Source organism: Paractinoplanes bogorensis (assembly GCF_018829635.1).
In the GTDB taxonomy this organism is placed as follows: Bacteria; Actinomycetota; Actinomycetes; order Mycobacteriales; family Micromonosporaceae; genus Actinoplanes; species Actinoplanes bogorensis.
Genome location: NZ_JAHKKG010000005.1, coordinates 463,112 through 487,831, shown reverse-complemented (window position 1 = coordinate 487,831; position 24,720 = coordinate 463,112). Strand labels below are relative to the sequence as shown.

The 24,720-nt window shown below is 71.1% G+C and carries 25 protein-coding genes; 13 read left to right on the top strand and 12 right to left on the bottom strand.

Annotated elements, in window-relative coordinates:
- Positions 1–54 precede the first annotated feature (54 nt).
- Complete coding sequence (locus tag KOI35_RS17675; protein ID WP_215788550.1) at positions 55–267, top strand: hypothetical protein; 213 nt, start codon at positions 55–57, stop codon at positions 265–267.
- An 11-nt stretch (positions 268–278) separates the two neighbouring features.
- Here KOI35_RS17675 and KOI35_RS17670 read toward each other — a convergent pair whose 3' ends face one another.
- Together KOI35_RS17670 and KOI35_RS17665 are read right to left on the bottom strand one after the other, a co-directional pair.
- Positions 279–3,755 (bottom strand): HD domain-containing protein, encoded by a 3,477-nt coding sequence (locus KOI35_RS17670; protein WP_215788549.1) that lies wholly within the window; start codon positions 3,753–3,755, stop codon positions 279–281.
- 18 nt (positions 3,756–3,773) lie between these two features.
- A complete protein-coding gene (locus tag KOI35_RS17665) occupies positions 3,774–3,980 on the bottom strand; it encodes a hypothetical protein (RefSeq protein ID WP_215788548.1) in 207 nt (68 codons plus the stop codon).
- On the opposite strand from KOI35_RS17665, the gene KOI35_RS17660 reads away from it, so the two are divergent.
- The 4 genes from KOI35_RS17660 to KOI35_RS17645 are packed head-to-tail and all read left to right on the top strand — an operon-like array spanning position 3,979 to position 7,401.
- Positions 3,979–4,869 (top strand): ABC transporter ATP-binding protein, encoded by an 891-nt coding sequence (locus KOI35_RS17660; protein ID WP_215788547.1) that lies wholly within the window; start codon positions 3,979–3,981, stop codon positions 4,867–4,869. The two genes, KOI35_RS17665 and KOI35_RS17660, sit on opposite strands and share 2 nt — an antisense overlap.
- On the top strand, positions 4,866–5,582 hold the full coding sequence (locus tag KOI35_RS17655; RefSeq protein ID WP_215788546.1) for a hypothetical protein: 717 nt from the start codon (positions 4,866–4,868) through the stop codon (positions 5,580–5,582). The genes KOI35_RS17660 and KOI35_RS17655 overlap by 4 nt, the downstream gene beginning before the upstream one ends.
- 29 nt (positions 5,583–5,611) lie before the next feature.
- Entirely contained in the window at positions 5,612–6,745 is a 1,134-nt protein-coding gene (locus KOI35_RS17650) for a sensor histidine kinase (RefSeq protein ID WP_215788545.1), read from the top strand.
- A complete protein-coding gene (locus tag KOI35_RS17645) occupies positions 6,742–7,401 on the top strand; it encodes a response regulator (protein WP_215788544.1) in 660 nt (219 codons plus the stop codon). Before KOI35_RS17650 ends, KOI35_RS17645 begins: the two co-directional genes overlap by 4 nt.
- Here KOI35_RS17645 and KOI35_RS17640 read toward each other — a convergent pair.
- Positions 7,370–8,338, bottom strand: a complete 969-nt coding sequence (locus tag KOI35_RS17640) for an AraC family transcriptional regulator (protein ID WP_215788543.1) — start codon at positions 8,336–8,338, stop codon at positions 7,370–7,372. The genes KOI35_RS17645 and KOI35_RS17640 overlap by 32 nt on opposite strands.
- Positions 8,339–8,428: 90 nt before the next feature.
- On the opposite strand from KOI35_RS17640, the gene KOI35_RS17635 reads away from it, so the two are divergent.
- The gene (locus KOI35_RS17635; protein WP_215788542.1) at positions 8,429–9,214 is read left to right on the top strand and encodes an SDR family oxidoreductase; all 786 of its coding nucleotides are present in this window, start codon (positions 8,429–8,431) and stop codon (positions 9,212–9,214) included.
- Here the strand turns inward: KOI35_RS17635 and KOI35_RS17630 are convergent.
- On the bottom strand, positions 9,211–10,665 hold the full coding sequence (locus KOI35_RS17630) for an ATP-binding protein (protein WP_215788541.1): 1,455 nt from the start codon (positions 10,663–10,665) through the stop codon (positions 9,211–9,213). The two genes, KOI35_RS17635 and KOI35_RS17630, sit on opposite strands and share 4 nt — an antisense overlap.
- A gap of 107 nt (positions 10,666–10,772) precedes the next feature.
- Here KOI35_RS17630 and KOI35_RS17625 point away from each other — a divergent pair, with 107 nt between their 5' ends.
- On the top strand, positions 10,773–12,371 hold the full coding sequence (locus tag KOI35_RS17625) for a glycoside hydrolase family 13 protein (RefSeq protein ID WP_246613257.1): 1,599 nt from the start codon (positions 10,773–10,775) through the stop codon (positions 12,369–12,371).
- Here the strand turns inward: KOI35_RS17625 and KOI35_RS17620 are convergent.
- Together KOI35_RS17620 and KOI35_RS17615 are read right to left on the bottom strand one after the other, a co-directional pair.
- On the bottom strand, positions 12,368–12,658 hold the full coding sequence (locus KOI35_RS17620) for a putative quinol monooxygenase (RefSeq protein WP_215788540.1): 291 nt from the start codon (positions 12,656–12,658) through the stop codon (positions 12,368–12,370). The two genes, KOI35_RS17625 and KOI35_RS17620, sit on opposite strands and share 4 nt — an antisense overlap.
- A 30-nt stretch (positions 12,659–12,688) precedes the next feature.
- Positions 12,689–13,342, bottom strand: a complete 654-nt coding sequence (locus tag KOI35_RS17615) for a VOC family protein (protein ID WP_215788539.1) — start codon at positions 13,340–13,342, stop codon at positions 12,689–12,691.
- A gap of 82 nt (positions 13,343–13,424) precedes the next feature.
- On the opposite strand from KOI35_RS17615, the gene KOI35_RS17610 reads away from it, so the two are divergent.
- Positions 13,425–13,616, top strand: coding sequence for a hypothetical protein (locus KOI35_RS17610; RefSeq protein ID WP_215788538.1), 192 nt, complete (start codon positions 13,425–13,427; stop codon positions 13,614–13,616).
- Here the strand turns inward: KOI35_RS17610 and KOI35_RS17605 are convergent.
- The 6 genes from KOI35_RS17605 to KOI35_RS17580 form a co-directional block, all read right to left on the bottom strand.
- Entirely contained in the window at positions 13,595–14,263 is a 669-nt protein-coding gene (locus tag KOI35_RS17605) for a DUF6461 domain-containing protein (protein WP_215788537.1), read from the bottom strand. The two genes, KOI35_RS17610 and KOI35_RS17605, sit on opposite strands and share 22 nt — an antisense overlap.
- A 174-nt stretch (positions 14,264–14,437) precedes the next feature.
- The gene (locus tag KOI35_RS17600) at positions 14,438–14,812 is read right to left on the bottom strand and encodes a response regulator transcription factor (RefSeq protein WP_215788536.1); all 375 of its coding nucleotides are present in this window, start codon (positions 14,810–14,812) and stop codon (positions 14,438–14,440) included.
- Positions 14,809–15,162: a sensor histidine kinase gene (locus KOI35_RS17595; RefSeq protein ID WP_215788535.1), complete on the bottom strand. Its 354-nt coding sequence runs from the start codon at positions 15,160–15,162 to the stop codon at positions 14,809–14,811. The genes KOI35_RS17600 and KOI35_RS17595 overlap by 4 nt, the downstream gene beginning before the upstream one ends.
- Positions 15,132–15,866 (bottom strand): histidine kinase, encoded by a 735-nt coding sequence (locus tag KOI35_RS17590; protein WP_215788534.1) that lies wholly within the window; start codon positions 15,864–15,866, stop codon positions 15,132–15,134. Before KOI35_RS17590 ends, KOI35_RS17595 begins: the two co-directional genes overlap by 31 nt.
- Entirely contained in the window at positions 15,866–16,093 is a 228-nt protein-coding gene (locus KOI35_RS17585; protein WP_215788533.1) for a hypothetical protein, read from the bottom strand. Before KOI35_RS17585 ends, KOI35_RS17590 begins: the two co-directional genes overlap by 1 nt.
- Before the next feature lie 12 nt (positions 16,094–16,105).
- Positions 16,106–16,840 (bottom strand): phosphotransferase, encoded by a 735-nt coding sequence (locus KOI35_RS17580; protein ID WP_215788532.1) that lies wholly within the window; start codon positions 16,838–16,840, stop codon positions 16,106–16,108.
- Between the two features lie 43 nt (positions 16,841–16,883).
- Here KOI35_RS17580 and KOI35_RS17575 point away from each other — a divergent pair, with 43 nt between their 5' ends.
- The 5 genes from KOI35_RS17575 to KOI35_RS17555 all read left to right on the top strand — a co-directional run bounded on the left by KOI35_RS17575 (position 16,884) and on the right by KOI35_RS17555 (position 24,583).
- On the top strand, positions 16,884–17,840 hold the full coding sequence (locus KOI35_RS17575) for a DUF1996 domain-containing protein (protein WP_246613256.1): 957 nt from the start codon (positions 16,884–16,886) through the stop codon (positions 17,838–17,840).
- Positions 17,837–18,520, top strand: a complete 684-nt coding sequence (locus tag KOI35_RS17570; protein WP_215788531.1) for an anti-sigma factor — start codon at positions 17,837–17,839, stop codon at positions 18,518–18,520. Before KOI35_RS17575 ends, KOI35_RS17570 begins: the two co-directional genes overlap by 4 nt.
- 25 nt (positions 18,521–18,545) lie before the next feature.
- Positions 18,546–20,945 (top strand): glycogen/starch/alpha-glucan phosphorylase, encoded by a 2,400-nt coding sequence (locus tag KOI35_RS17565; protein WP_215788530.1) that lies wholly within the window; start codon positions 18,546–18,548, stop codon positions 20,943–20,945.
- 41 nt (positions 20,946–20,986) lie between these two features.
- Positions 20,987–22,144 carry an ROK family transcriptional regulator gene (locus tag KOI35_RS17560; RefSeq protein ID WP_215788529.1) on the top strand — a complete coding sequence of 386 codons (1,158 nt, stop codon included), beginning with the start codon at positions 20,987–20,989 and terminating at the stop codon, positions 22,142–22,144.
- 249 nt (positions 22,145–22,393) lie between these two features.
- Positions 22,394–24,583 (top strand): pectate lyase-like domain-containing protein, encoded by a 2,190-nt coding sequence (locus tag KOI35_RS17555; protein WP_438870608.1) that lies wholly within the window; start codon positions 22,394–22,396, stop codon positions 24,581–24,583.
- The last annotated feature ends 137 nt before the right edge of the window (positions 24,584–24,720 follow it).

The window sequence follows — 24,720 nt, the reverse complement described above, 5'->3', positions numbered from 1 at the left end:
GATCTCCTGCGGTTGCCGGCGGAACCGTCCGCGGCGCCCGAGGGGAGACTTCTCATGACGACCACGACACGACTGCTCTGGCTGTTGATCACGGTGCTGGCGAGCTCGCTCGCCGGTGTTGCCGGCGGCCTGCTGGCCCACCTCTCCGGCGAGAACCTGCCGGCGGCGATCGTCGCCGGGGCGGTGACGTTCGCGGGAGCGGAGGGACTGCTGCTGGGGGTGCTGGGATTCGCCATGGCCAGCTTCCGCTCGGGTGGGCGGCCCTGACGTCGCCGGGGTCAGTGCTGGGCCAGCCCGGCGCGGATCTCCTCCACCAGCCAGCGCATGACCTCCTCGGGAGGAGCGAGGTGCGGTACGGCCCGGGCGGCCCGGATCAGAGCCTGGCGGAGCGCGGCCAGGAAGATGATCCGGGTCTCGGTGCGAACGAACAGGACGTCCGGGTCCCGGCCGTCCAGGAACTCGGCCAGAGCCGGCATCGCCCGATTTCGGAAGGCCCGCCCCTGCAGCCCTTCATCAGGACGCACCCGCCAGATGTTCGCCAGGTCATGGATCGCGTCACCGATTCTCGCGAAATGTCCCGGTGCTGCCTCGACCAGCTCCGGTGCTCGCGAGACCACCCATCGGCTGAGGGGGTGATCGAGGTTGAGCGGGCCCTCAGCCGTCTGCAGAGCCGGCTCGGCCGGATCGTGCAGGAAGGTGAATGGCGGGAAGTGGCGCAGTCCCGGCCACTGCGGCGGGCGGCCGCCGTCCACCACGACGTAGCGGCGTTGCTCGTAGCCGTGAACCGTGGCCGTTCGCCACCGCACGTTGAGCCGCTGTTGCGCCAGACCCTGCGTCATGAATTCCGATATCAACGAACCACCCGACGACCAGAATCGTGGATTGACGTTCTCGATCGCCACCGGTGACTCGGTCGCTTTCTCGGCGATCTCGTCGACCGTGAGCCAGCGGTCGCCGACCTGGAAGAGCCGTTCCCTCGCCCAGCCCTCCGGGTCGGCCTCGATGACGTCCAGGATGACACCCAGGTTGGTCCGGTCGTGACCGTGCAGGGACGGTCGAAACCTGTTCGAACCGTCGACCGCCCGTTGCAGTTCCGGCGGCGCGACCGACGCGAGGGCCCGGCGGATCGCGAGGTTGACCGCGGCGTCAAGGGCGAAGGACAGGTGCTGAATCTCCTCCCGGTCCAGGGTGAGATCCGGCCGCAGATCGTCGGAGAGGGCGACGTGCCCCTGGAAGGCGAGGACATCGTGGTCGATTGTCCCGCCCACCCCCAGCACCTCGCCGGAGCGGGGAAGGGTCACGCCGTTGTGGCCCAGCCATCCGGTGACGTCCAGCTCTCTGGACACCTGCAGGACCGTCGTCTCCGCCGAGTTCCACATACTGAACGCGTTGTACTGATCGACATCCTTCGGCTTCCCGAGAATTTTGCGCAGAGCACCCACCACGGAGCGGTCCAACTCGCCGCGGGGAAAGGGACCCACCGCGGACCGGACTTCTCTCAGTGTGCTGTGCTCGGATCGGACGCTCACATGGTGGGATTCGTCTGACAGCCGGACGCTGACGTCGATCTTCAAGCCGGCGAGGGCAGCGCGGAGTTTGGGACCGATCGCGTCCTGGATGTGCTTCGGCCAGAGATCGAGCATCGTGGCCGGGGCGGGGCCCTCCATCACGGTCCCGTACGCCACGAGCTGCCCCCTCACCCGGGGATCGGGCGAGAAGGCGGACAGGTCGACGGGCACCGCCCAGACCTGCAGCCGCCCCCGGAAACATGGCGTCGTGTCGGGCTCCCGGGACAGATCGGCGAAGTCCAGGATCTCGGAACGGGGTCGCTCGAGAAGCGGCCGGTCGACGAACCGCCCCGGGTGGGTCACCCCGTTCAAGGTCAGGCTGATCGCCGCGTCGAAGTGGTAACGGGCGGCCTGCTCGAGGAAGTTCTCCGTCCGTACGTCGTGTTTGGCCGCGTCGATGTGCACGACGACGGTCGTCCCCGGAGTCTCGCGGAAGTCCACGACCGGTTCCCCCGGCCGCGCCGGCAACGGGTCGTAGCCCTGCCCCGCCTGCCGGAGCACCACGAAGTCCTCCTGCTTGGACAGGGACAGTCGCAGCGGTGTCCCACCGTCCGCGCCCCTGAGCGTGCTCACCTCGATCCGGTCGCCGAGCAGGAAGCACGACATGATCCCGATGCCGAACCGGCTGATCGCCCCGAACCCGGCGCCGGCCCGGCCTCCCCGGCGCAGTTCCCGCCGGAGATCGGCCGAGTTGTAGTAGGACCGGCCGACCTGCAGGAAGTACTCACGGATGGTGTGCCGGTCCATGCCCACGCCGTCGTCGTCGATGCGGAACCAGATCGAGCCCTCGTCCTCCCACGTGCTGATGGCGATGCCGCCTCCGCACGGACGGCCGTCGAACAGTTCGCGGAGCCGCACGGCGTCGACCGCGTTCTGGAAGAGCTCCCGCACGAAGACGTCCGGGTTGCCGTAGAGGCGGGCGCCGGTGAACAGTTCGAGCACGTCGTCCCGGGCCAGTTCGAACGCCAGTTTCTCGTACGTGTAGCCGACTCCCTGAATGCCCGAACGGTCGACTGCGCGGGGCAGCGGGAGGTCGGCCCAGCGCGCGGTCCACATCATCCGCTCGTCCTGGGCCGCACCGAGGTCACGCTCGAGTTCGTCGAGCATCTCCCGCAGATCGAACTCGACGACCGGGCGCAACGGGACCGCGTCGACCCGCACCTCGTAGTCGCGGCGTCCGGAGGGCCGCGAGGTCACCCGCAGCCCTCGGACGTACGCGTTCCACTCCACGTCGTCCGGGCCGAGGCGTGGCGTCTCCCGCCGGTCGATGCCCAGCCGGCGAAAGATGTCGTCCGCCCGCCGCACGCCACACAGTTCGAGACGGGTCGCCAGGCGCAGCAGCGTGGCACAGAACCGGACGTCGACGTCCAGGAAGGCGCCCGGCAGACCATGACCCGAGCAGATCGCGGCCAGGACGTCGCGGAACGGCACCCGGTCCCATTCGAGCAGGGCACCGTCGACGGTGTGCAGCACGGACGAGAGTCGCCATGCGCTGTCCCAGATCGCGTAGTCCTCCGGAGTGCCGTCCGGATGCTCGTCGAGGTACCGCGCGATGCGTGCCGGCGCGGGTGGCCCGCTCGCCGGTGACCGGCCGAGGTCGTGCGCGAACGCTCCCAGGATCAGCAGGTGGGCCTCGCGTGGGGACAGGTGGCGCAGGCCCGCGCCGAGCAGGTCACCCTGGCGCCGGACCACCTCGATCGCGTGGTCCACGTCGTGCCGGATGTAGGCCGGGGCGGTCTCGTAGGGCTCGGCGAGGATGCCGGCCATCCGGTCGACGAGCTCGCGCAGCTGACCGAAGGCGCCCGGCGACAGATCCCGGGCGCGCCGGACCAGCGGCAGGGTGAGGAGCTCGTCCCAGGCCCGTCCGGCCGGTCCGGCGGGGACGGCACCAGCTCGCGGAATCGGAATCGGCCCCGGGCGCTCGCGCAGTGCGGCCAGCACCGCGAGCCACCGGTCGGCGTCGGCGCCGGTGACCCGGCAGGCGTGCAGGAAACACCGGAGACTGACCTCGGACGGCAGGTCCCGGCCGGGGGTGACGATATTGGACGCTGTCGTCTTCGAGATGCCGTCGCCGGACGGCGTTCGCCGGGCGGCGATGGCGCCCAGGCTGAGCCCGGCACTCTTCCGCAGCTCGGCCATGGCGGCCGCGAGGCCGGCCTGGGTGCGGATGTCATCGTCGACCGGCACAGCGTGATGGTACGGCCGTCAGTCCTCGTCGCCGGGGACGGTGCGTCCGGTCTCGCCGACCGCGGCGCGTTCGTGGGCGGCGCGCATGGCTTCGAGCATCTCCCGCCGGCCGCGCTCGTGAGCGTGGTCGTGGGTGGATGCGACCGTGGTCGGGGGTGGGGTGGGGGCCGGACGCGACCGTGGGTGGTTCTGCGCGGCGCGGGTCGTTTCTAGCGTCGGGGACATGATTGAAGTTGCGGATCTGGTCAAGAAGTACGGGTCGACGACTGCGGTGGACGGGCTGTCGTTCACGGTGAAGCCGGGGCGGGTCACCGGCTTTCTCGGACCCAACGGGGCCGGCAAGTCGACCACCATGCGCATGGTCGTCGGCCTTGATCGGCCTACCGCGGGGCGGGCGCTGGTCAACGGGCGGCCGTTCCGGGAGCATCGGGCGCCGCTCGGGGTCGCGGGGGTGCTGCTCGAGGCCCGTTCGGTGCATCGGGGGCGCAGCGCCCGCACGCATCTGCTGGGGCTGGCCCGCACGCACGGGCTGCCCGACGGCCGCGTGGGTGAGGTGCTTGAACAGGCGGGCATCGCGAGCGTGGCCCGGCGCCGGGCGGGGGCGTTCTCGCTCGGCATGGGACAGCGGCTCGGCATCGCGGCCGCGCTGCTCGGCGACCCGGCCGTGGTGATTCTGGACGAGCCGGTCAACGGACTCGACCCGGACGGGGTGCTGTGGGTGCGCACGCTGATCCGCGAGCTGGCGGCCGACGGTCGTACGGTGCTCGTCTCCAGTCACCTGATGAGCGAGATGGCCGTGACCGCGGACCACCTCGTGATCGTCGGCGGTGGGCGGCTGCTGGCCGACACGACCGTGGACGACCTGATCGCCCGGGTCGAATTGGGCGAGGTGACCGTACGGACGCCCGACGCGGAACGGCTCGGACGAAGGCTTGTCGCGCTGGGGGCCCGCGTGACGTCGCCCGCCGAGGGACTGCTCACCGTGACAGGGGTGCGGGCCGAGGAGATCGGGGCGACGGCGGCCGGCGAGAACCTGGTGCTGCACGAGCTCACTCCGCGGCGGGCGTCGCTGGAACAGGCGTACATGGAACTCACCAAGGAGGTCGCGGCATGAGGGTCACGTTCCCGCGGGTGGTGCGGGCGGAGTGGACGAAGTTCGTCGCGCTGCGCTCCACCTGGATCCTGTTCGCGCTGGTCGCGGTGGCCACGGTCGGGCTGTCGTACGCGATCGCCGACAATGCGGAGACGCCGACGTCGTCCTCGGCCTATCTCGGCGTGGACGTCGTGTCGCTGCTGCTCGGGGTGGTCGGCATCGTGATGGTCACCGGTGAGTACGGGTCGGGGCTGGTGCGGGCGACGTTCACGGCGGTGCCGGCCCGGTTGCCGTTGTTGTGGGCCAAGGCGGTCGTGCTGGCCGGTTTCGCGCTGCCGGTGATGGCCGCGGTGGTGCTGCTCGCCGCGTTGACGTTCCGGCTGGTGCGAGGGCCGATGCCGGGGATGATGGGGCACGCCGCGGGGGCCGCGGTCGCGCCGGTGCTGCTGGCCCTGCTCGGGCTCGGGATCGGCGCCCTGGTGCGGCACACGGCGGCCGCGATCACCGGCTTCATCCTGGTCATCCTGGTGGCGCCGACCCTGCTCGGCGCGGCCCTGCCGGACGACTGGGGTGACCGGATGGTCAAGTACACGCCGGTGTCGGCGGCCCAGGCGCTCTACACCGAATCGGACAGCTCCATGCTGCACACCGGGCCGGCGGCGTGGGTCCTGGCCGGCTGGGTGGCCGTGGCGCTGGCCGCCGGCGCCACGACGGTGCTGCGGCGGGACCCATGACCGGGCCGGAGGTGGCCACAATGGAACGCATGAACCGCGGACTGAGGAACGACGACGTCCCGGTGGCGGCCCTGGTGCTGGTGGCGTGCCTGGTCATCCAGACCGGCCGGACCGGCGCCACGCAGACCGGGGACCGCTGGCTCGACTGGGTGGCGGTGACCGTGCCGTGCCTGGCGCTGTTCTGGCGCAACCGGTGGCCGGTCCCGGTCTTCGCGGCCGTGCTCGGGCTGGTCGGGCTGGGCGGGGCGCTCGGGGTGCGTACGCCGGGAATCTTTCTCGTGCCGCTCGTCGCCCTCTATGCGGTGGCCCGGCACCGCGAGGCCCGGACGGCCTGGGTGGCGGTCGCGGTCACCGTGCTGGCCGGCTTCCTGACCGGGCCGGTCGGGCCGGCCGGGTGGACCGGCTTCGCGGTGATCTCGGTGATCACCGTGGCCATCGCGGTGATCGGCATCAACCAGCGCACCCGCCAGGCCTACCTGACCGCGCTGGAGGACCAGGCGCACCGGCTGGAGGTCGAGCGGGACCAGCGCGCCCGGCTCGCGGTGGCCGCCGAGCAGGCCCGGATCGCCCGCGAGATGCACGACGTCGTCGCCCATCACCTGACCGTCATGGTCGCGCTCTCGGAAGGGGCCGCCGCCAGCGTTCCGGCGGCCCCGGACCGCGCCTCGACGGTGATGACGCAGGTGGCGGCGACCGGCCGTCAGGCGCTGACCGAGATGCGGCGGATCGTCGGCCTGATCCGGCGGGACGCACCGGGCGAGCGGACGCCGCCGCCCGGCGTCGACGACCTCGACACGCTGATCGAGCAGGTGCGGCGGGCCGGGATGCGCGTGACCGTCGTACGGGAAGGCCGTAAAGGTTTGTGGGGTGCCGGGGCGGAGCTCGCGATCCACCGCATCGTGCAGGAGGCGCTGACCAACACGATCAAGCATGCCGGGCCCGGGGTCGCGGTGGAGGTGCGGCTGTCGTTCGGGCCGGAGAGCGCCGAGATCACCGTCACCGACGACGGCACGGCCACGCCGGACGAAGCCCGGGGCGAGAAGCACGGGCTGGTGGGGATGGCCGAGCGAGCGGCGGCGTTCGGGAGCCGGGTCGAGGCCGGTCCGCGCGCGGGCGGCGGCTGGCGGGTCCACACCCGGCTCGACCTGGGGAAGGCGGCGTGACGATCGACGTGCTGCTGGTCGACGATCAGCCGCTGCTGTCGCTGGGATTCCGGCTCGTGCTCGAGGCGCAGCCCGGCATCACCGTGGTCGGCGAGGCGGGGGACGGTGCCCAGGCAGTCGCCATGACCCGGGCGCTGCGGCCCGACGTGGTGCTGATGGACGTCCGCATGCCGGTGCTGGACGGCATCGCCGCGACCCGGCAGATCGTGCAGTCGGGGAGCCCGGCGCGGGTCCTGGTGCTGACCACGTTCGACCTGGACGAGTACGTCTATGCCGCGCTGCGGGCCGGGGCCGGCGGTTTCCTGCTCAAGGACGTGCCGCCGGCCGACCTGATCTCGGCGATCAAGGCGGTGGCGGGCGGGCACGCGGTGGTCGCGCCGGCCGTGACCCGGCGGCTGCTGGAACGGTTCGCGCCGCTGCTGCCCGAGCCGTCGACCGGCCGCTCCCCCGGCGACGAACTGCTGAATCGCCTGACCGGGCGGGAACGCGAGGTGCTCACGCTGGTCGCGCGGGGACGGACCAACACCGAGATCGCGGCCGAGCTGACGCTGAGCGAGGCGACGGTCAAGGCCCACGTGGGACGGCTGCTGGCCAAGCTCCAGCTGCGCGACCGGGTGCAGATCGTCATTTTCGCGTACGAGAACCGGCTGGTCTGAGTTCGTCGGGGGTCGCACCGGTCCACGAGCGGAACGCCCGGTAGAACGAATTGGTGTCGTCGTAGGCGAGCAGGTACGCGATCTGCGCCGTGGACAGTGAGCGGTCGGCCAGGTAACGGCGGGCCAGTTGCTCGCGAGTGGTGGTGAGGACGGCCTGATAGTTGGTGCCCTCGGTCTGGAGCCGGCGCTGCAGCGAGCGCGGGCTCACGAACAGCCGGGTGGCGACGCCGCCTATCGAGCTGTCACCGGCGGGCAGGTTGAGGTGCAGTGCGGCCCGCACCCGGTCGGCGGTCGTGTCGGAGGCTTCCAGTGCGGCCAGGCGGCGGCGCAGCTCGGGTTCGAACAGGCGCCAGCGGGACTCGTCCTCGGTCAGGAAAGGGTGGGCGGCGTCCCCGGCCGAGAAGCTGATCGAGTCGGCCGGGCCCGCGACGACCGGGGTGCCGAAGTATTCGGTGAGCGCCGGCGAATTATGCGCCGAACGCATGGTGACCCGCGTGGCATGCACTATGCGCCGGGTGCCGATGCGGGCCAGGGCGATCCAGAACGCGAGCTCGGCCGCGACCAGCAGCGATGAAGGTGCCGGGCCATCGGGCCAGCGGAGAGACAGGGTGAGGTCCGGGCCGGTGACGTCGAGCACGATCGGGCCGATCAGCGGCTTGAAAGCGGCGATCCGTTCGGCCGCCCGGCGCAGGTCGGCACTGCACAACGCGGCGAAGAACGGCGGGTTGAACGACTCGACCGAGAGAGCGCGACCGATCCGTACGGGAAAATCGGGGTCGCCTGCCTCGCGATCGATCGCGTCCCAGAAGCGGTAGTACTCGTCGACGGTAAGCATGACCGGGCCCTGCTCGAGCTCGGGCACCCGATCGGTGGAGACGCCCAGGTCGTGCAGGAGCGCGCGGATGCCCGGGTCGAGGGTGAAGCGGCCGGTCGCCATGCGCCCACGGTAACGGCCTGGCGCGATCGGCAAGTGGGTCGGCGTGCTGCGCTAGTGCCGGGGCCGATCGTCGAACCTAGCGTCGGAGGCATGCAGACGATCCTCATCACCGGCAGTTCGAGCGGCATCGGACAGGCGACCGCGCAGTACTTCCACGAGCAGGGCTGGAACGTGGTCGCGACCATGCGGGAGCCTGCCGAGAGCGACACCGTGTTCGTGACGCGGCTCGACGTCCAGGACCCGGAGTCGATCACCGCTGCCGTCGAGGCCGGGATCGAGCGGTTCGGGCGGATCGACGTGCTGCTCAACAACGCCGGCTACGGAGCGTACGGAATCCTCGAGGCCACGCCGATCGAGAAGATCCGCCGGCAGTTCGACGTCAACGTGATCGGTCTGCTCGAGACGACCAAGGCCGTGCTGCCGCATTTCCGCGCGAACGGCGCGGGCACGGTGATCAACGTGTCGTCGATCGGTGGCCGGGTGACGTTTCCCCTGGGCACGCTCTATCACGGGAGCAAGTTCGCGGTCGAGGGGCTGAGCGAGGCGCTGCACTACGAGCTGGCGGGCATCGGCGTACGGGTCAAGATCGTCGAACCCGGTTTCACCCGGACCGATTTCGCGGGCCGGTCGTTCGACTTCACCAACGACGAGAGCCTGACCGAGTATCAGAAGCTGGTGTCGGAGTTCATGACCTCGATGAACGTGGACGGTGACGATCCGTCGGTGGTCGCCGAGGTCATCTATCGGGCGGCCACCGACGGCACGGATCAGCTCCGATACCCCGCCGGTCCCTACGCGGCCGAATTGCTCGGCCAACGCGCGGCGGCCGACGACGCCACCTTTCTGGGCGGCATGCGGCAGCGGTTCGGCCTCTAACCGAGCATTTCCCGTACGCTGACCAGCAGCTCGTCGGTCGTGATCGGCTCGACCGGGCCGGCTGACCGGGCGTCCTGCATCGCCTTGGACAGCTGCACCCGCCGCAGCACCTCCTTGATGTCCGCCCCGGTCATGCCGTGGCTGGCGGTGGCCAGGGCGGCGATGTCGAGGTCGTCGGCGAACATCTGGAACCCGGGCGACTCGTGGGCCGCGATCAGGCCGCGGATCATCTTGCGGAAGATCTCGGCCCGCGACGCGTCGTCCGGCTTGGGGACGCTGATCTTGACGTCGAAGCGGCCCGACCGGATCAGCGAGTCGTCGACCCGGTGCGGGAAGTTCGTCGTGGCCACCACGATCACGTTCGGGTTGGCCTCGATCAGGTCGTTCATCTCCTGCTTGAAGATGCCGGCCACGGCGTTGATGGCCTGGCTGGCCGCGTCGCCGCCGGCCCCGGCGTAGCTGATGATCGAGTCGAACTCGTCGAACAGCATGAGCGTGGGCACCCGGTAGCGGCGGGCGTCGCGGAAGATCTGCTTGATGTTGCGCTCGGACCCGCCGAGCCACTTGTCCAGGATCTCCGGCGTGCGGATCTCGCGGAAGTCGGCGCCGATCTCGTTGGCCAGCGCACGTGACAGCATCGTCTTGCCGGTGCCGGGCGGCCCGTACATGAGCAGGCCCTGCGGCCGGCGCGCACCCCAGCGGGCCATCGCTTCGGGATGACGGAACGACACCGCGATCTGGCGCAACTCGGCCACCACGTCGGCCAGCCCGCCGACCATGTCGAGGGTGACCGTCTGGGTGGTGGCCGGCACCTTCGACACCGTCTCGCGGCTCACCACATAGCGCCGGCCGGCCAGCGACTCGGGCCCGGCCAGCTCGATCACCGCCTGCAGGGTGAGCCCCACGAACGCCTGCAGATGCGCCGAGGTGACCTGGTCACGGGCCACCTCGGCGTGCAGCCGGACGACCGTGCCGGTCTCGTCGTAGGTCAGCTCGGCCTGCAACCCGACCACGGCATCGGCGATCGTGCCCGGTTCGCGGCCGGTCACCGGCGTCGCCGGACGATCAAGACCGAGTTTTTTGTACGCCGCAGCGGCCGCCGCCCCCACCCCGTCGACGATCCGGGTGGCGATCGGGTCGCCCGCCTCGATGCGCTTGGCCAGCAGCAGGCCGACCGGGTCGTTGCCGAGCACCAGCTTGCGGATGCGCTCGGTGGACAGCGGCTCCTCGGCCGTGCTGATGGCGGCGTCGAAGGTGTGCACCGGCCCGTCCTTGCGGTCGGCGCTCGACACGGTCAGGTCGACACGCTGCACCGGGGACGGCCAGGTGGCGCGGCGGAGCAGCTCGACCGGGTTCACCCGGGCCGCGGCCAGCACGGTCGCCGCGTCGACGAGCTCGACGGTCGCTCCCGCGTAATCGAACGTCTCGCCTCGGGGTCGCGCGTCGGACATTGCCACCTCCAGTAGGTATCGGCTCTCCAAGAGTGACACGGGTTCACCCGGGTTGCCGTTCGGTGCGTCCCTGACATCACCCCGAGGTCCGGCCGATCGGTGCGGGCATGTCAGCAGAGCCGATGCTTGTGTCCCGCCAGCTCGCCCGTGATCCGTGGTGGCGCGACGCCGTGGTCTACCAGGTCTATCTGCGCTCGTTCGCGGACGGCAACGGCGACGGGATCGGCGACCTCGCCGGGCTCCGGACGCGCCTGCCCTACCTGGCCTCGCTCGGCGTGGACGCGGTCTGGGTCACCCCGCACTACGTGTCGGGCGGCGCCGACGGCGGCTACGACGTGATCGACTACACCGCGGTCGACCCTTCGTACGGCACGGTTGAAGACGTGCGCGCTCTGGTCACCGACGCCCACGCGCTGGGGCTGCGGGTGCTGCTCGACATCGTCCCCAACCACACCAGTGACCAGCACGAGTGGTTCCAGCAGGCCCTCGCGGACCCGTCATCGCCTTTTGCTGATCTCTATCACTTCATGCCGCCGTCGGAGTCGCCGCCCAACAACTGGCAGTCGATGTTCGGCGGACCGGCCTGGTCCCGTACGCCGGACGGCCGCTGGTATCTGCACCTGTTCACGCCGCAGCAGCCCGACCTCAACTGGGACGAGCCGGCCGTGGCCGACGCCTTCGACGAGGTGTTGCGGTTCTGGTTCGACCTGGGCGTGGACGGGTTCCGGGTCGACGTGGCGTACGGGCTGTTCAAAGACCCCGCCTACCGTGACAATCCGGGCATCTACTCCCCCACCCTGTTCGGGCACGGCCCCGAGCAGGCGATGACCACCAACCAGCCCCGGGTGCACCAGATCTGGCGGCGCTGGCGTTCCGTGGCCGACTCCTATCCGGGCGACCGTATGCTGGTCGGCGAGGTGTCGCTGGCCGACCTGGACGAGGTGGGCCTGTACGCCCGCCCCGACGAGCTGCACCACGCGTTCCAGTTCCGGCTGCTCAAGAGCGACTGGGACGCGGCCGCGTTCGCCGACACCATCACCGAGGCCCTGGCCGCCTTCGACCGGGTCGGCGCGCCCGCCCCGTGGGTGCTCGGCAACCACGACAAGGCCCGCCAGGTCACCCGCTACGGCAGCGAGCGCCGGGCCCGCGCCGCCGCGATGCTCATGCTGGCCCTGCCCGGCTCGGCCTACCTGTACGCGGGCGAGGAGCTGGGATTGCCCGAGGCTTTTGTCCCGGACGAGGCCCGGCGTGACCCGATCTTCTTCCGCTCGAACGGCAAACGGGCCGGCCGCGACGGCTGCCGCATCCCGATGCCGTGGGAGTCCTTGACGCGCAATGCCGGCTTCACCTCCGGCACGCCCTGGCTGCCGATCCCCGCCAACTGGCCGGCCTACGCCGTCGACCGCCAGGCGGTCGACCCGTCGTCGACGCTCGCCCTGTATCAGCAGGCCATCCTGCTGCGCGACCTCTACCCGGCGCTCGGCAGCGGGCAGGCCTCGGTGACCCTCACGGACGGCGTGATCCGCGTCGACCTGACGTCCCGCTTCGGCGACCCCGACCCGATCACCTGCTACATCAACATGGGCTCCGACCCGGTCGCGGTGCCGGCCACCCAGGTGCTGCTGGCCTCGTCGCCGGACGTGCCCGCCGCTGCAGACGGCTCGGTGACGCTGGCTCCCGACACGACCATCTGGGTGCGCCTCTAATTCCTCGGCTGCAGGAACTCGACGCGCGTGGCCACCAGCAGCGGCTCCTTGCGGGCGTGGAACCGCCGTACGTGCTCGGCGGTCTCATGCGCCTGGAAGGCGTCGCGGTCGCGGTAGACCTCGTAGAAGACCCGGGCCAGCGGCTCGCCGTCCACCGCGTGGGTGGCGTAGGTGAGCGTGCCCGGCTCGTTCTCGGCGATCGCCCGCACCACCTCGGCCGTGAGCTCGTCGAAGGTCACGGCCGAGTCCAGGTCACGGCAGTCGAACCGAACCACAAGTGCGAACATGCCCCGACCCTAGGCGGTAGCCGACGACGGCTATGGTTCGCGGCCCTGCCAGGTGCAGATGCAGGCCTCGTTGCCCTCGGGGTCAGCCAGGATCCAGAACGCGGGCTCCCGCGAACCGGGCATCAACCGCCCACCGGCGTTCAGCGCGGCCTCGATGCGGGCGGCGGCCTCGTCGTGGGCGACCGTGATGTCGACGTGGATGCGGTTGCGCTGCGGGCGCGGCTCGTCCATCTGCTGGAACCAGACCACCGGGCCCTCACCGGCCGGGTCGATCAACTGTGCCGCTGGGCCGCCGTCGCCCGGGTCGCCGGTGTAGCCGAGCACCGCCCGCCAGAACGGCCAGACGGCCGGGATGTCGAGCGCGTCGATGGCGATCTCGAGCATCCGCAGCGATCCGGGCTCGGTGGGCATTCCCATCCCGGTGATGCGCCGGGCCAGGTCGACGTCGAGGGCGGTCACCTCGCCGCCGGTCGTCAAGGTCAGGAGAACCCGGTCGGATCGCAGGCCCACCGACAGATGGTCGTCGGCGTCCGGGCCGCAGGCCGCCACCGCGCCGGCCGCCACCGACGCCGCCTGGAACAGCGAACCGACCGGGACCGAGGCGCGCAGGGCGCCCAGCAGGTAGCGCCACCCGAGATCACTGACCGCCGCCGACGCCGCTACCCGGCTCATCGTCTCCGCCATGCCGGGCATCGTCGCACGTCCGGGTCGCGTCAGGGTTTCACCCGATGTCGTCTCGGCCCGTCGATCCCCGACGATGGAGGGCATGGTGAGCCGCCGCAGCATCGTCGCGTCCCTGGCCGCGCTGGTGGCCGGTCTCGCGCTGGCTGCCACGCCGCCCGGCCACGCGGCTCCGAACTCCCCGAAGCCCCGCACCACCTGGACGGTCGGCGCCGGCGACACGACCGGGGCGCCGGCCTCCCACCGGGTGAGCGGCTATCCGGGACCCGAGGCCTGAACCCGCGGCTCCTCCTCGTTGATGACAGCACCGCCGAGCGGGCTCTCGACGGTCGCCGCCAGGTAGGACGACGAGTGGAGAAGCTCGTCGGTGAGGCGGACGCCGGTCAGCCGCTCGGTCAGCGCAAGGGCGGCCGCGTCGTAGGGCACGTCGCGATAGCCCGGGTCCGCCGGGTCCAGATACAGGCCGCTCATGTCGAGTCCGGCCGCGTTCATCTCGGGCACCAGCATGTCGGGCCGGCGGCCAGTACGCATCGTGGGCGTGTTCGGGTCGAAGTCGACCTCGATGACACCGTCCTGGAAGATGACGAACCGGTCGTCGGCCTCGAAGTTGTGATAGTTCGAGACCACGCGCGTGGACGCGGACAGCCGCCGTAGTGGGGCGTCGTCGTATGAGGACATCTCCTCGAACACGAGTGCCCACCCGCCGGCCACGGTGACGGCCACGACGGCTTCGTCCCGCCGGACACCGGGCAGATCGGCCCAGTTCGCCTCCGGCCAAGTGTGACGTCCGAGCCTCCGGCGCACGCGCCAGCGATCCAGGACGGCGTCCGGCGTGAGCCCTTCGGCCCAGGTGACGGCATAGACCTCGCCGAGCATGAGATCGGTGTAGTCGGCCGCCGTCGCCTTCCCGTCGGAACTGGGCACGCTCGACCCCGACGGGACTGGGCTCGGCACACTCGAACCAGGTGCGGAGGGAGACGTACCGGGCCGGGCACATCCCGCCGGGAGCAGCAGCCCGGCCAGGCCGGCCAGAACTCGGCGCCGATGCATCCACCCAGTAGATCACCGTGCGCGCGGGCGGTTCGCCGATCGCCGGAACTACGGCGCGACCAGCCCGGCCCGGTAGGCGATCACCACCAGCTGGGCCCGGTCGCGCGCGTCCAGCTTGGTCAACAGGCGGCTCACGTACGTCCGTACGGTGGCCGGGCTCAGATGCAACGCCGCCGCGATCTCGTCGTTGGCCAGGCCGCGCGCGACCTCGACCAGGACGTCGCGTTCGCGGTCGGTCAGGACGGCCAGCGCGGCCGCGTCGACGGTGCGCGGTCCGGCCGCCGCGGCCGCGTCCATCACCCGGCGGGTGACCGCGGGCGACAGCAGTGCCTCCCCGGCCGCGACCAGCCGGACCGCTCGGCGCAGCTCGTCCGGGGCCGCAGTCCTTGAGCAGGAAACCGGCCGCAGAATCCGGACCGTCATGAGGCGGGCAGCGTCGCCGCCACCACGAACGTCCCGTCGCCGGCCGGCCCGGCGGTCAGCGTGCCCCCGAGCAGGGCCGCCCGCTCGCGCATCCCGGGCAGTCCGTGCCCGCGGCCGGCCGGGCCGCCGGCCGCGTTGACGACCCGCAGCCCCAGCTCGGCCGGCCGGTAGCTCAGGGTCAGCGTCACCGGCCGTCCGGGCGCGTGCCGCCGCGCGTTGGTCAGCGCCTCCTGCACGATCCGGTAGGCCGACGCGTCCACCACCTGCGGCAACGGCCGCTCGCGGCCCTCGATCACCACCTCGACCGGCTGCCCGTCGATCAGGTCGCCGAGCCGGTCCAGACGGCCCATCGTGTCGGCCCGCAGGGCGCCCAGGGTGCGCGCAATTCGCGGGCGGCGCTGCCGCTGGCGTCCCGGACGCGCTTGACCGCCGTACGGGCGGCCTCGGGGTTGCCGTCCTCGATCGCCTCGGCCGCGACGTCGGCGTGCAGGGTCACCACCGAGATCGTGTGGGCGAGCACGTCGTGCAGGTCGCGGGCCAGGGCGAGCCGCTCGTGCTGGACCTGGCGTTCGGCGTCGCGGGCGGCCCGGCCGGCCACCTCGGCGCGCCACAAGCGGCGGGAGCGGACCACCTCGCCGAGCAGGATCGCGGCCGCCATCACCGCGACGGCCGTGGGCAGCTCGTACCCGTACAGGAAACCGGGGTCCTCGCCCCCGATGGTGCGGGCCAGCGACGAGACCATGACCAGCGTGGCGGCGGTGCCGACCGCCCAGCGCAGGTGGCCGATCTCGGCGGCCGAATAGAGGGCGGCGCCGACCGGCAGCGCGAGCCCGATCGGGGGCAGCCCGAGCGCGTAGTAGCCGAGGAGCCCGGCGCCCGAGGCCAGCAGCACCGGGACGGGCGCCCGGCGGCGGGCCCGCATCAGCGCGCCGAACCCGGCCGCGAACAGGTAGGCCACCGGCGGCGTCCCGTTGCCGCGCACGTTGACGGCGACCGCGACGCCGACCACCACCGCGGTGGCGACGCCGAGGACGAGATCGGTTCGTCGGCCCATCAGCGAAGTCTCCCCAAGCGCCGCAGCACGAGCCTGGCGATCACGCCGAGGACGGCGCCCTGGACGACGTTGAAGGCCAGGATGCCGAAGTAGCCGGGCAGCGGAATCGTCTCGGCCGACTCGAGGAACGGCTGCAGACTCCAGTTGAGCAGGATGGCCGCCACACCATAGGTGACACCCGCGGCGACCAGGGTGAGCACGGGCTGGACCGGCTTTGCGATCACCACCGCGGCGATCCATCAGACGACTCGAACCTCGGACAATCTCCGGGTCGCGTAGTCGTCGCCCCAGCTGACGGTGGCCTCCCAGGCGGCCGACGCCTGCGCGGCGATGTCGTGCCGGTCGGGGTCGAGGCCGGCCGCGTTGCCCGGCAGCACCAGGTCGAGGTCGGGCGCGTCGACGTGGGCCTCGTCCCAGTCGATCAGCGCGACCCGCTCGGCGGTGACCCGGACGTTGCCCGGGTTGGCCGGGTTGCCGTGCACGACGCTCGTCGGTCGCCCGGCCAGCCGCGCCCAGGCGGCCCGGACGCGGGCGACGCTCTCCGCGGGCATCGCGCCGAGGTCGACCTTGGTGCCGGTCTCGGCGTGCAGGAGGTCGGCCGACGACCGCCAGCCCGGGCGTTGCGGCCGGCCCGCCGTGAGCCGGTGCAGTTCGCGCAAGGTGTCGGCAACCCGACGCCAGTCGTCCGGCGTCGCGGGCGGGCCACCCTCCATGAAGGTCATCACCGTGAGACCGTCCACGAAGAGCCGCCCGTCCACCGTGGGGATCGGCACCGGAACGGCCATCCCGGCCCGGTCGAGGTGCTGCATGAGCCCGGTCTCCCAGGCGAGATCGGCGTCGTCACGAGTCCCGAGCCGGCCGACCGCGATCCGCCCGCCGACCCGGACCCGCCACACGTCGTTGGCCACTCCGCCGGTCATCCGTTCGAGCCGGACCGCGTCGTCACCCCACTGAGAGAGCGCTTCCCATCCCATCGGGGGCACGTTACCGGGCATGCCGGATGAGTATCGTCGAACCATGTCGATGGGATCGCGGGGGCGGCTGGTCGTCCTCGGGATTGACGCGGTGCTGGTGGCGGCGGTGGCACTGACCGCCGTGGCGCTGCGCGGCCCCGATCTCGGGCCCTACTCGACGTCGATGGACGACGCGGCCCGGGTGCCGGCCGAGCCGGTCGCGGTCAAGGGGGCGTCGACCGGGTCGTACAGCTGGGACTGCGGCCGCAACGAGAACGGGCACCGCAACACGGCCAACATCGTGGTCACGCCGAAGAAGCCCGGGCCGGCCCATCATCTGCACGACTACATCGGCAACCTCGGCGTACGCGACGACACGACCGTCGGCAGCCTGGCCGGGCAGACGAAGACGACCTGCACCAACGGTGACGCGTCGACCTACTTCTGGCCGGTGCTGCGCTTCGTGACCGAGGGGCAGGACCAGCACGACGGGCCGGTGCAGGTGCCGACGTCGCTGACCATGACCTACTACGGGAACCCGCGCGGGCCGGTGCTGGCCATGCCCCGGCTGCTGCGGGCCCAGGTCGGTGACGCGTACGCGATGACCGACGGCGGGGCGCACACCAGGGCCTGGTGGAGTTGCTCGAATACGCTGGACCGGCAGACGATGAAGTATCCCGCATGCGAGGACGGTGCCGAGGTGGTGCGGATCTTCGACTTCCCGAGCTGCTGGGACGGCCGCCAGCTCGACAGCCCGGACCACCGCCGCCACATGGCGTTCCCGGCCGAGGGTGGTGGCTGCCCGATGGGCACGTTCGCCATCCCCCGGCTGAAGATGACGATGTCGTACGCGATCCCGAGCGGGACGCGCTACCAGATCGACGCGTTCGACGGGCAGGACAACAATCCCGCCACCGACCACGGTTTCCTGGTCAACCTGATGCCCGAGGCCGTGATGAAACAGGTCGTGAGCTGCCTGAACACCGGCAAGCGATGCGTCACCGAGAGGGCCGCGTCATGACCGGGAACGAGCACGTCGACATGGCCGCATACCTGGTCGGCGAGCCCGATGAAGCGGCCGAGGCACATCTGAGCGGGTGCGCCGAGTGCCGGGCCGAGGTCGAGTCGCTCCGCGAGTGGACCGAGCGCCTGCGCGCCGTCCCCGAAGAGATGCTGCTCGAGGGCCCGCCCGACGGTGGCGACCTGCTGCTGCAACGCACCCTGCGGCAGGTGCGGCAGACGTCGGTCGGCGAGCGGCGACGCCGGACGGGCCTGCTCTCCGCCGCGGCCGCGGTGCTGGTCATCGCGATGGCCGTCGGCGGGGTGATCGCCGGTCGGCAGAGCGCCCCGTCCGCCCCGACTGCGGCCCCGGCGAGCCAGGCGACGGCGGTGCCTGGCACCCGTACGGGAACCGCAGTTGATCCTTCCACCGGAGCGCGGATCACCGTGGCGGTCGCGCCGGCCGCCGGATGGGTGCGGGTCAACGCCGCGGTGGCCGGGATCCCGGCCGGAGAGCGATGCGTTCTCGAGGTCGTGGCCAAAGACGGCTACACGGTGCAGGCGGGCAGCTGGGTCGTCTCCGAAGCCGGCGAATCGGGCGGCACCACGCTCAACGGCAGCGCGCTGATCGATCCGGCCGACGTCAAATCCGTACGGGTGGTGAACACTGCGGGAAAGCAGTTCGCCAGCGTCGACGTGTGAAACGCCGATGGGGAAGGGTCGGGCCATGGACCTTCGCAATGGGCTGCGGCCGCTGGGCAGCACACCGGCCGAGTTCGAACAGGATCTGCTGAGCAACCTGTACTACCGCCGGGGCACGACGGTCGAGTCGGCGAGCGCGCAGGACGCGTACGAGACGCTCGCCCTCACCGTCCGCGACCGGCTCGCCGCCCGCCGGGCCCGCACGGCCGCGGCGCACTACGAGACGAACCCGCGCTGGGTCTACTACCTGTCGGCCGAATACCTGCTCGGCCCCCAGCTGGAGCAGAACCTGCTCTACAGCGGCACCACCGACCTCGCCCCGGCCGCGCTCAAGGCGCTCGGCTTCTCGCCCGAAGAGGTCGAGGCGCTCGACGTCGAGCCCGGCCTCGGCAACGGTGGTCTGGGCCGGCTCGCCGCCTGCCTGCTCGACTCGCTGGCCACCCTCGACATCCCCGCGGTCGGCTACGGCATCCGCTACGACCTGGGCATCTTCAAGCAGGACTTCGAGAACGGCGAGCAGGTCGAGAAGCCTGACGACTGGACGTTCCAGGGTGACCCGTGGGAGTTCCCGGCCCCCGACGACTGGCAGACGGTCGGCTTCTACGGCTACGTCGGCCCCGAGGGCTGGGTGCCGGGCGAGATCGTCCACGGCGAGCCCAGCCACCTGCTGGTCCCCGGCTACGGCACCGAGACGGTCAACATCGTCCGGCTGTGGCGCGCGCGGGCCGCGCAGGCCTCGTTCGACCTGCGGCGCTTCTCCGCCGGGCAATACGCCGAGGCCGTGCAGGAGGCGGTCAAGGCCGAGAACATCAGCAAGGTGCTCTACCCCGACGACAGCACCGAGATGGGTCGCGAGCTGCGGCTCAAGCAGCAGTACTTCCTGGTCTCGTGCTCGCTGCGCGACATCATCCGCCGCTTCCGGTTCCGCAACTCCGACTGGTCCGACTTTCCGGTCAAGACGGTCATCCAGCTCAACGACACGCACCCTACGCTCGCGATCCCCGAGCTGATGCGGCTGCTGGTCGACGAGGAGAAGCTGGACTGGGAGCAGGCCTGGTCGCTGGTCCGGCAGACGTTCGCCTACACCTGCCACACGCTGCTGCCCGAGGCCCTCGAGACCTGGCCGGTGGACATGCTGGGCCGCCTCCTGCCCCGGCACCTCGAGATCATCTACCGGATCAACGCCGAGTTGCTCGACGAGGTCCGCGCCACATTCCCGGACGACCTTTCCCGCGTACGGAATCTGTCGCTGATCCAGGAGGAACCGCAGCGCCGGGTCCGCATGGCGAATCTGGCCGTCACCGGCACGTTCAAGGTCAATGGGGTCGCGGAGTTGCATTCGCAGCTCCTGACGTCGACCACGTTCGCCGATTTCGCCGCCCTCTGGCCGGACAAATTTACGAACGTCACCAACGGTGTCACCCCGCGGCGCTTCGTCCGGCTGGCCAACCCGGGGCTGTCGGCGCTGATCACCGAGGGCCTCGGTTCCGAGGACTGGCTGCGCGACCTGTCGCTGCTGTCCGGCTTGGCCCCGCTGGCCGACGACGCGTCGTTCCGGGCCCGGTGGCGCTCGGAGAAGCGGCACGCCAAGTCCGCCCTCGGGCTCGGCGACCCGGGCGCGATGCTGGACGTGATGATCAAGCGGTTCCACGAGTACAAGCGGCAGCAGCTCAAGATCCTGCACGTGATCACGCTCTACCAGCGCCTGCAGTCCGCCCCCGGCCGGTTCGGCGTGCCACGCACGGTGCTGTTCGGCGGCAAGGCGGCCCCGGCCTACTACGCGGCCAAGTCGATCATCAAGACGATCAACGCGGTGGCGGCAGCCGTGGCGGCCGATCCCAAGTCGTCCGGCCTGCTGCGCGTGGTCTTCCCGGCCAACTACAACGTCACCCTGGCCGAGAAGATCATCCCGGCCGCCGACCTGAGCGAGCAGATCTCGATGGCCGGCAAAGAGGCTTCCGGTACGGGGAACATGAAGCTCGCGCTCAACGGTGCGCTCACCATCGGCACCCTCGACGGCGCCAACGTCGAGATCCGCGACCGGGTCGGCGCCGACAACTTCTTCCTGTTCGGGCTGGACGCCCCGGCCGCCCTGTCCCTGCGCTCGGGCGACTACCAGCCGCGCTCGTACTACGAGGCGGACGACGAGTTGCGGGCCGCCCTCGACGCCCTGTCGAACGGAGTCTTCGGCGGGGCCGGCCAGGAGGTGGCGCAGTCGTTGCTCGGCCGGGACGAATACCTGACGCTGGCCGACTACCGCTCGTACATCGACAAGCAGGACGAGGTGGCCGCCGTCTGGCAGAACCAGGAGCGCTGGACCCGGATGTCGATCCTGAACACGGCGGGCAGCGGGTTCTTCTCGTCCGACCGTACGGTGTCGGACTACCTCGAGCGGATCTGGCGGGCCTCTCCGGTCCGGCCCTGACGCTTGGCAATCGCGGTCCGTGCTTGTTTGATGTCGGTGGGATGACCAGACACCGGCCCAGCCTCGGAACCCTGCTGCACCACGTGCACGTGAGCGGGCCGCTGTCGCGTGCCGCGCTGGCCGAGCGGATGGGCGTCAACCGCAGCACGATCCTGGCCCTGACGGCCGAACTGGCCGGGGCCGGGCTGGTCACCGAGGAACGACCGGCCGGGACCACCGGGGCGGGCCGCCCGTCGCTGGTCGTGCGCCCGTCGCCACACGTCTTCGTGCTCGCGATCGACGTGGCGGTCGACCGGCTCACCGTGGCGCGCGTCGGGCTGGGCGGGCAGATCCTGGACCGCCGCTCCGCGGGCCGCACGCGGACCGGCGTCGACCTCGACACCGTCGTACGGAAACTGGCGTCTCTGGGTCATGAGCTGCTCAGCGAGGCGCCGGCGGAATCGGTGTGCGTGGGAGTGGGCGCCTCCTACTGCGGCATGATCCGGCCGGGCGACGGGATGGTCCGCTACGGGCCCGAGATGGGCTGGGTCGACCAGGCGTTCGGCACCGAGCTGGCCCGCGCTCTCGACATCAGCCGCCCGGTCGCGGTCGGCAACGAGGCGCACCTGGGTGCCTTGGCCGAGTACGAACGCGGCGCCGGCGTGGGCGTCCCCGACCTGATCTATCTGCACGGCGACGTCGGCGTGGGCGGCGGCATCCTGGTCGGCGGCCGGCTGATGGGCGGCGACGGCGGCTACGGCTGCGAGGTCGGGCACATGCTGGTCAACCCGTTCGACGGCCGGGACTGCCTGTGCGGATCGCAGGGCTGCCTCGAGGCCGAGACCGGCGAGTACGCCCTGATCGCGGCGGCCGGCCGCGCGCCCGGCTCCGCCACCGTGGCCGAGGTGGTGCGCGACGCCCTCGCGGGCGACCAGGTCGCGTCGGCCGCCGTGGCCGGGATCGGCGACTGGCTCGGCATCGGCGTGGCCAACCTGATCAACCTGTTCAACCCGGGCGTGGTCATCTTCGGCGGCATGCTGCGCGACGTCTTCACGGCCGCCGCCCCGCAGGTGACCGCCCGGATCAGCCGGCACGCCATGCCCGTCTCGCGCGAACGGGCCCAGCTGCGGGTCTCGGCCCTGGCCGACGACGCCACCCTGATCGGCGCGGCCGACCTCGGCTTCGCGTGCCTTCTGGACGATCCGCTCGCCCTCGGATAACAGTTTCCCGCCGCACTTCGGCAGGTCGGGGTCAAAGGGGCAGCTTTGTTGCCGGGATATTGACGCTCCTGAACAGCGAAGTAACAATTCCCGGAAAGCGCTCTCTGGGAGCGCTTGCACGGCTCCCCGTTCCGCTGCGCGTCCGTCCCCACGGAGGCGCGGCCACCCGCCCGACAAGGCAGGCATATGACATCCCCGACACTGACATCCCCACCGCCGAAGAAGAATCGACGACGTGGACTGATCGCCATGAGCGCGGTGCTGGCCACCGCCCTCGGCATCACAGTCGCCGCGGTCACGACCAATGCCAGCGCCGCGGAAACCCCTATCTCGCAGGGCAAGCCGGCCACCGCCTCGTCCGTCGAGAGTGGCGCCTTCACCGCGGGCGCGGCGGTCGACGGTAACACCGGCACCCGCTGGTCCAGCACGTTCGCCGACCCCCAGTGGCTGCAGGTCGACCTGGGCAGCACCCAGTCGATCAGCCGGGTCGAGCTGAACTGGGAGGCCGCGTACGCGTCGGCCTTCACCATCCAGACCTCGGCCAACGGCACCAGATGGACCAACATCACCCCGACCACGGTCGGCAAGGCCGGCCTCCAGACCCTCAACGTCTCGGGCAGCGGCCGGTACGTGCGCATGAACGGCACGACCCGGGCCACCCCGTACGGCTACTCGCTCTGGGAGTTCCAGGTCTTCGGCGCCACCACCAACCCGCCCACCACGCCGCCCACCACCGGACCGGCCCTGCCGACGTCCGACACCCCGGACTTCGGCGGCAACGTCCGGATCTTCGACCCGGGCACGTCCGCCGCGACGATCCAGACGGCGGTCGACTCGGCGTTCAACGCGCAGCTGCGCAGCCCGACCGCGCAGTTCGGCACCCAGCGCCACGTGTTCCTGTTCAAGCCCGGCACGTACGGGCGGGTCTGGGCCAACGTCGGCTTCTACACCACGGTCGCCGGTCTCGGTCTCAACCCCGACGACGTGACGATCAACGGTGCGGTCAACGTCGACTCGGGCTGGAACTACGGCGACGAGAAGAACGCGACCCAGAACTTCTGGCGCAGCATGGAGAACCTGTCCATCGTGCCCGAGGGCGGCACCAACCGGTGGGCCGTCTCGCAGGCCGCCCCGATGCGCCGCGTGCACATCAAGGGCAACCTGACCCTGGCCCCGTCCAACCAGGACAACGGGCAGGGCTACTCCAGCGGTGGCTACCTGGCCGACTCGATCGTCGACGGCACCATCTCCTCCGGCTCGCAGCAGCAGTGGTACACCCGCGACAGCAAGGTGGGCCGCTGGGAGGGTGGCGTCTGGAACATGGTGTTCTCCGGCGTGCAGGGTGCCCCGGGCAACGCGTTCCCGAACCCGCCGCACACCACGCTGGCGACCACCCCGGTCACCCGGGAGAAGCCGTTCCTCTACATCGACAACACCGGCAAGTACCGCGTCTTCGTGCCCGCCCTGCGCCGCAACTCCGCGGGCGCCAGCTGGCCGAACACCGCCGGCACGTCGATCCCGATGCGTGAGTTCTACGTCGCCAAGCCGACCGACAGCGCCGCCCGCATCAACCAGGCGCTGGCCCAGGGCCTGAACCTGTTCTTCACCCCGGGCACCTACTCGCTCAACCAGACGCTGCAGGTCACCCGGGCCAACACCGTGGTCACCGGCATCGGCTACCCGACCCTGATCCCGACCGGCGGTGTCGAGGCGCTCAACGTGGCCGACGTCGACGGCGTCAAGGTCAGCGGCATCACGTTCGACGCCGGCACGACCAACAGCCCGACCCTGATGAGCGTCGGCCGGGCCGGCGTGCACACCGACCACGCGGCGAACCCGATCAGCATCCAGGACGTGTTCTTCCGCATCGGCAGCAGCGTGCAGGGCAAGGCCACCACCACCCTGGCCGTGCACAGCGACGACACGATCATCGACCACATCTGGGCCTGGCGCGCCGACCACGGTGGCGCCCCGACCGGCTGGACGGTGAACACCGGCGACACCGGCCTCATCGTCAACGGTGACGACGTGCTGGCCACCGGCCTGTTCGTCGAGCACTACCAGAAGTACGAGGTGATCTGGAACGGCAACCGCGGCAAGACGATCTTCTTCCAGAACGAGAAGCCGTACGACGTGCCCAACCAGGCGGCCTGGATCGGCCCCCGCGGAAACGGCTACGCCGCCTACAAGGTCGCCGACAACGTGACCGAGCACCAGCTCTGGGGTGGCGGCTCGTACTCCTTCTTCAACGTGAACCCGAGCGTCCGGGTCGACCGGGCCTTCGAGGTCCCGAACCGCTCCGGCGTGCAGCTGCGCAGCATCCTGACGGTCTCCCTGGGCGACGTCGGCACCATCGCCAACGTCGTCAACGACACCGGCGGCTCGGTCCCCAACCCGGCCGGCAACACCACCCCGCGCAACGTGGTGGCGTACCCCTGATGCAGGCCTGATCTGAACTGAACACACGGCGGCCATCGGTGCGACTCGCACCGGTGGCCGCTGTCATCTGCCCGCCTGCCGCACCGGCCCGGTCACGCCGGTTCCGGCGATCGCCACGCTTCGACGGCTGTCCGCGG

What these genes read in the sequence shown, in the direction of transcription:
- KOI35_RS17675 (WP_215788550.1), top strand. Translation starts at nt 55, where the DNA reads ATGACGACCACGACACGACTGCTCTGGCTGTTGATCACGGTGCTGGCG.
- KOI35_RS17660 (WP_215788547.1), top strand. Translation starts at nt 3,979, where the DNA reads ATGATTGAAGTTGCGGATCTGGTCAAGAAGTACGGGTCGACGACTGCG.
- KOI35_RS17665 (WP_215788548.1), bottom strand. Translation starts at nt 3,980, where the DNA reads ATGTCCCCGACGCTAGAAACGACCCGCGCCGCGCAGAACCACCCACGG.
- KOI35_RS17655 (WP_215788546.1), top strand. Translation starts at nt 4,866, where the DNA reads ATGAGGGTCACGTTCCCGCGGGTGGTGCGGGCGGAGTGGACGAAGTTC.
- KOI35_RS17650 (WP_215788545.1), top strand. Translation starts at nt 5,612, where the DNA reads ATGAACCGCGGACTGAGGAACGACGACGTCCCGGTGGCGGCCCTGGTG.
- KOI35_RS17640 (WP_215788543.1), bottom strand. Translation starts at nt 8,338, where the DNA reads ATGGCGACCGGCCGCTTCACCCTCGACCCGGGCATCCGCGCGCTCCTG.
- KOI35_RS17635 (WP_215788542.1), top strand. Translation starts at nt 8,429, where the DNA reads ATGCAGACGATCCTCATCACCGGCAGTTCGAGCGGCATCGGACAGGCG.
- KOI35_RS17630 (WP_215788541.1), bottom strand. Translation starts at nt 10,665, where the DNA reads ATGTCCGACGCGCGACCCCGAGGCGAGACGTTCGATTACGCGGGAGCG.
- KOI35_RS17625 (WP_246613257.1), top strand. Translation starts at nt 10,773, where the DNA reads ATGTCAGCAGAGCCGATGCTTGTGTCCCGCCAGCTCGCCCGTGATCCG.
- KOI35_RS17620 (WP_215788540.1), bottom strand. Translation starts at nt 12,658, where the DNA reads ATGTTCGCACTTGTGGTTCGGTTCGACTGCCGTGACCTGGACTCGGCC.
- KOI35_RS17615 (WP_215788539.1), bottom strand. Translation starts at nt 13,342, where the DNA reads ATGGCGGAGACGATGAGCCGGGTAGCGGCGTCGGCGGCGGTCAGTGAT.
- KOI35_RS17610 (WP_215788538.1), top strand. Translation starts at nt 13,425, where the DNA reads ATGGTGAGCCGCCGCAGCATCGTCGCGTCCCTGGCCGCGCTGGTGGCC.
- KOI35_RS17600 (WP_215788536.1), bottom strand. Translation starts at nt 14,812, where the DNA reads ATGACGGTCCGGATTCTGCGGCCGGTTTCCTGCTCAAGGACTGCGGCC.
- KOI35_RS17595 (WP_215788535.1), bottom strand. Translation starts at nt 15,162, where the DNA reads ATGGGCCGTCTGGACCGGCTCGGCGACCTGATCGACGGGCAGCCGGTC.
- KOI35_RS17590 (WP_215788534.1), bottom strand. Translation starts at nt 15,866, where the DNA reads ATGGGCCGACGAACCGATCTCGTCCTCGGCGTCGCCACCGCGGTGGTG.
- KOI35_RS17580 (WP_215788532.1), bottom strand. Translation starts at nt 16,840, where the DNA reads ATGGGATGGGAAGCGCTCTCTCAGTGGGGTGACGACGCGGTCCGGCTC.
- KOI35_RS17575 (WP_246613256.1), top strand. Translation starts at nt 16,884, where the DNA reads ATGTCGATGGGATCGCGGGGGCGGCTGGTCGTCCTCGGGATTGACGCG.
- KOI35_RS17570 (WP_215788531.1), top strand. Translation starts at nt 17,837, where the DNA reads ATGACCGGGAACGAGCACGTCGACATGGCCGCATACCTGGTCGGCGAG.
- KOI35_RS17565 (WP_215788530.1), top strand. Translation starts at nt 18,546, where the DNA reads ATGGACCTTCGCAATGGGCTGCGGCCGCTGGGCAGCACACCGGCCGAG.
- KOI35_RS17560 (WP_215788529.1), top strand. Translation starts at nt 20,987, where the DNA reads ATGACCAGACACCGGCCCAGCCTCGGAACCCTGCTGCACCACGTGCAC.
- KOI35_RS17555 (WP_438870608.1), top strand. Translation starts at nt 22,394, where the DNA reads ATGAGCGCGGTGCTGGCCACCGCCCTCGGCATCACAGTCGCCGCGGTC.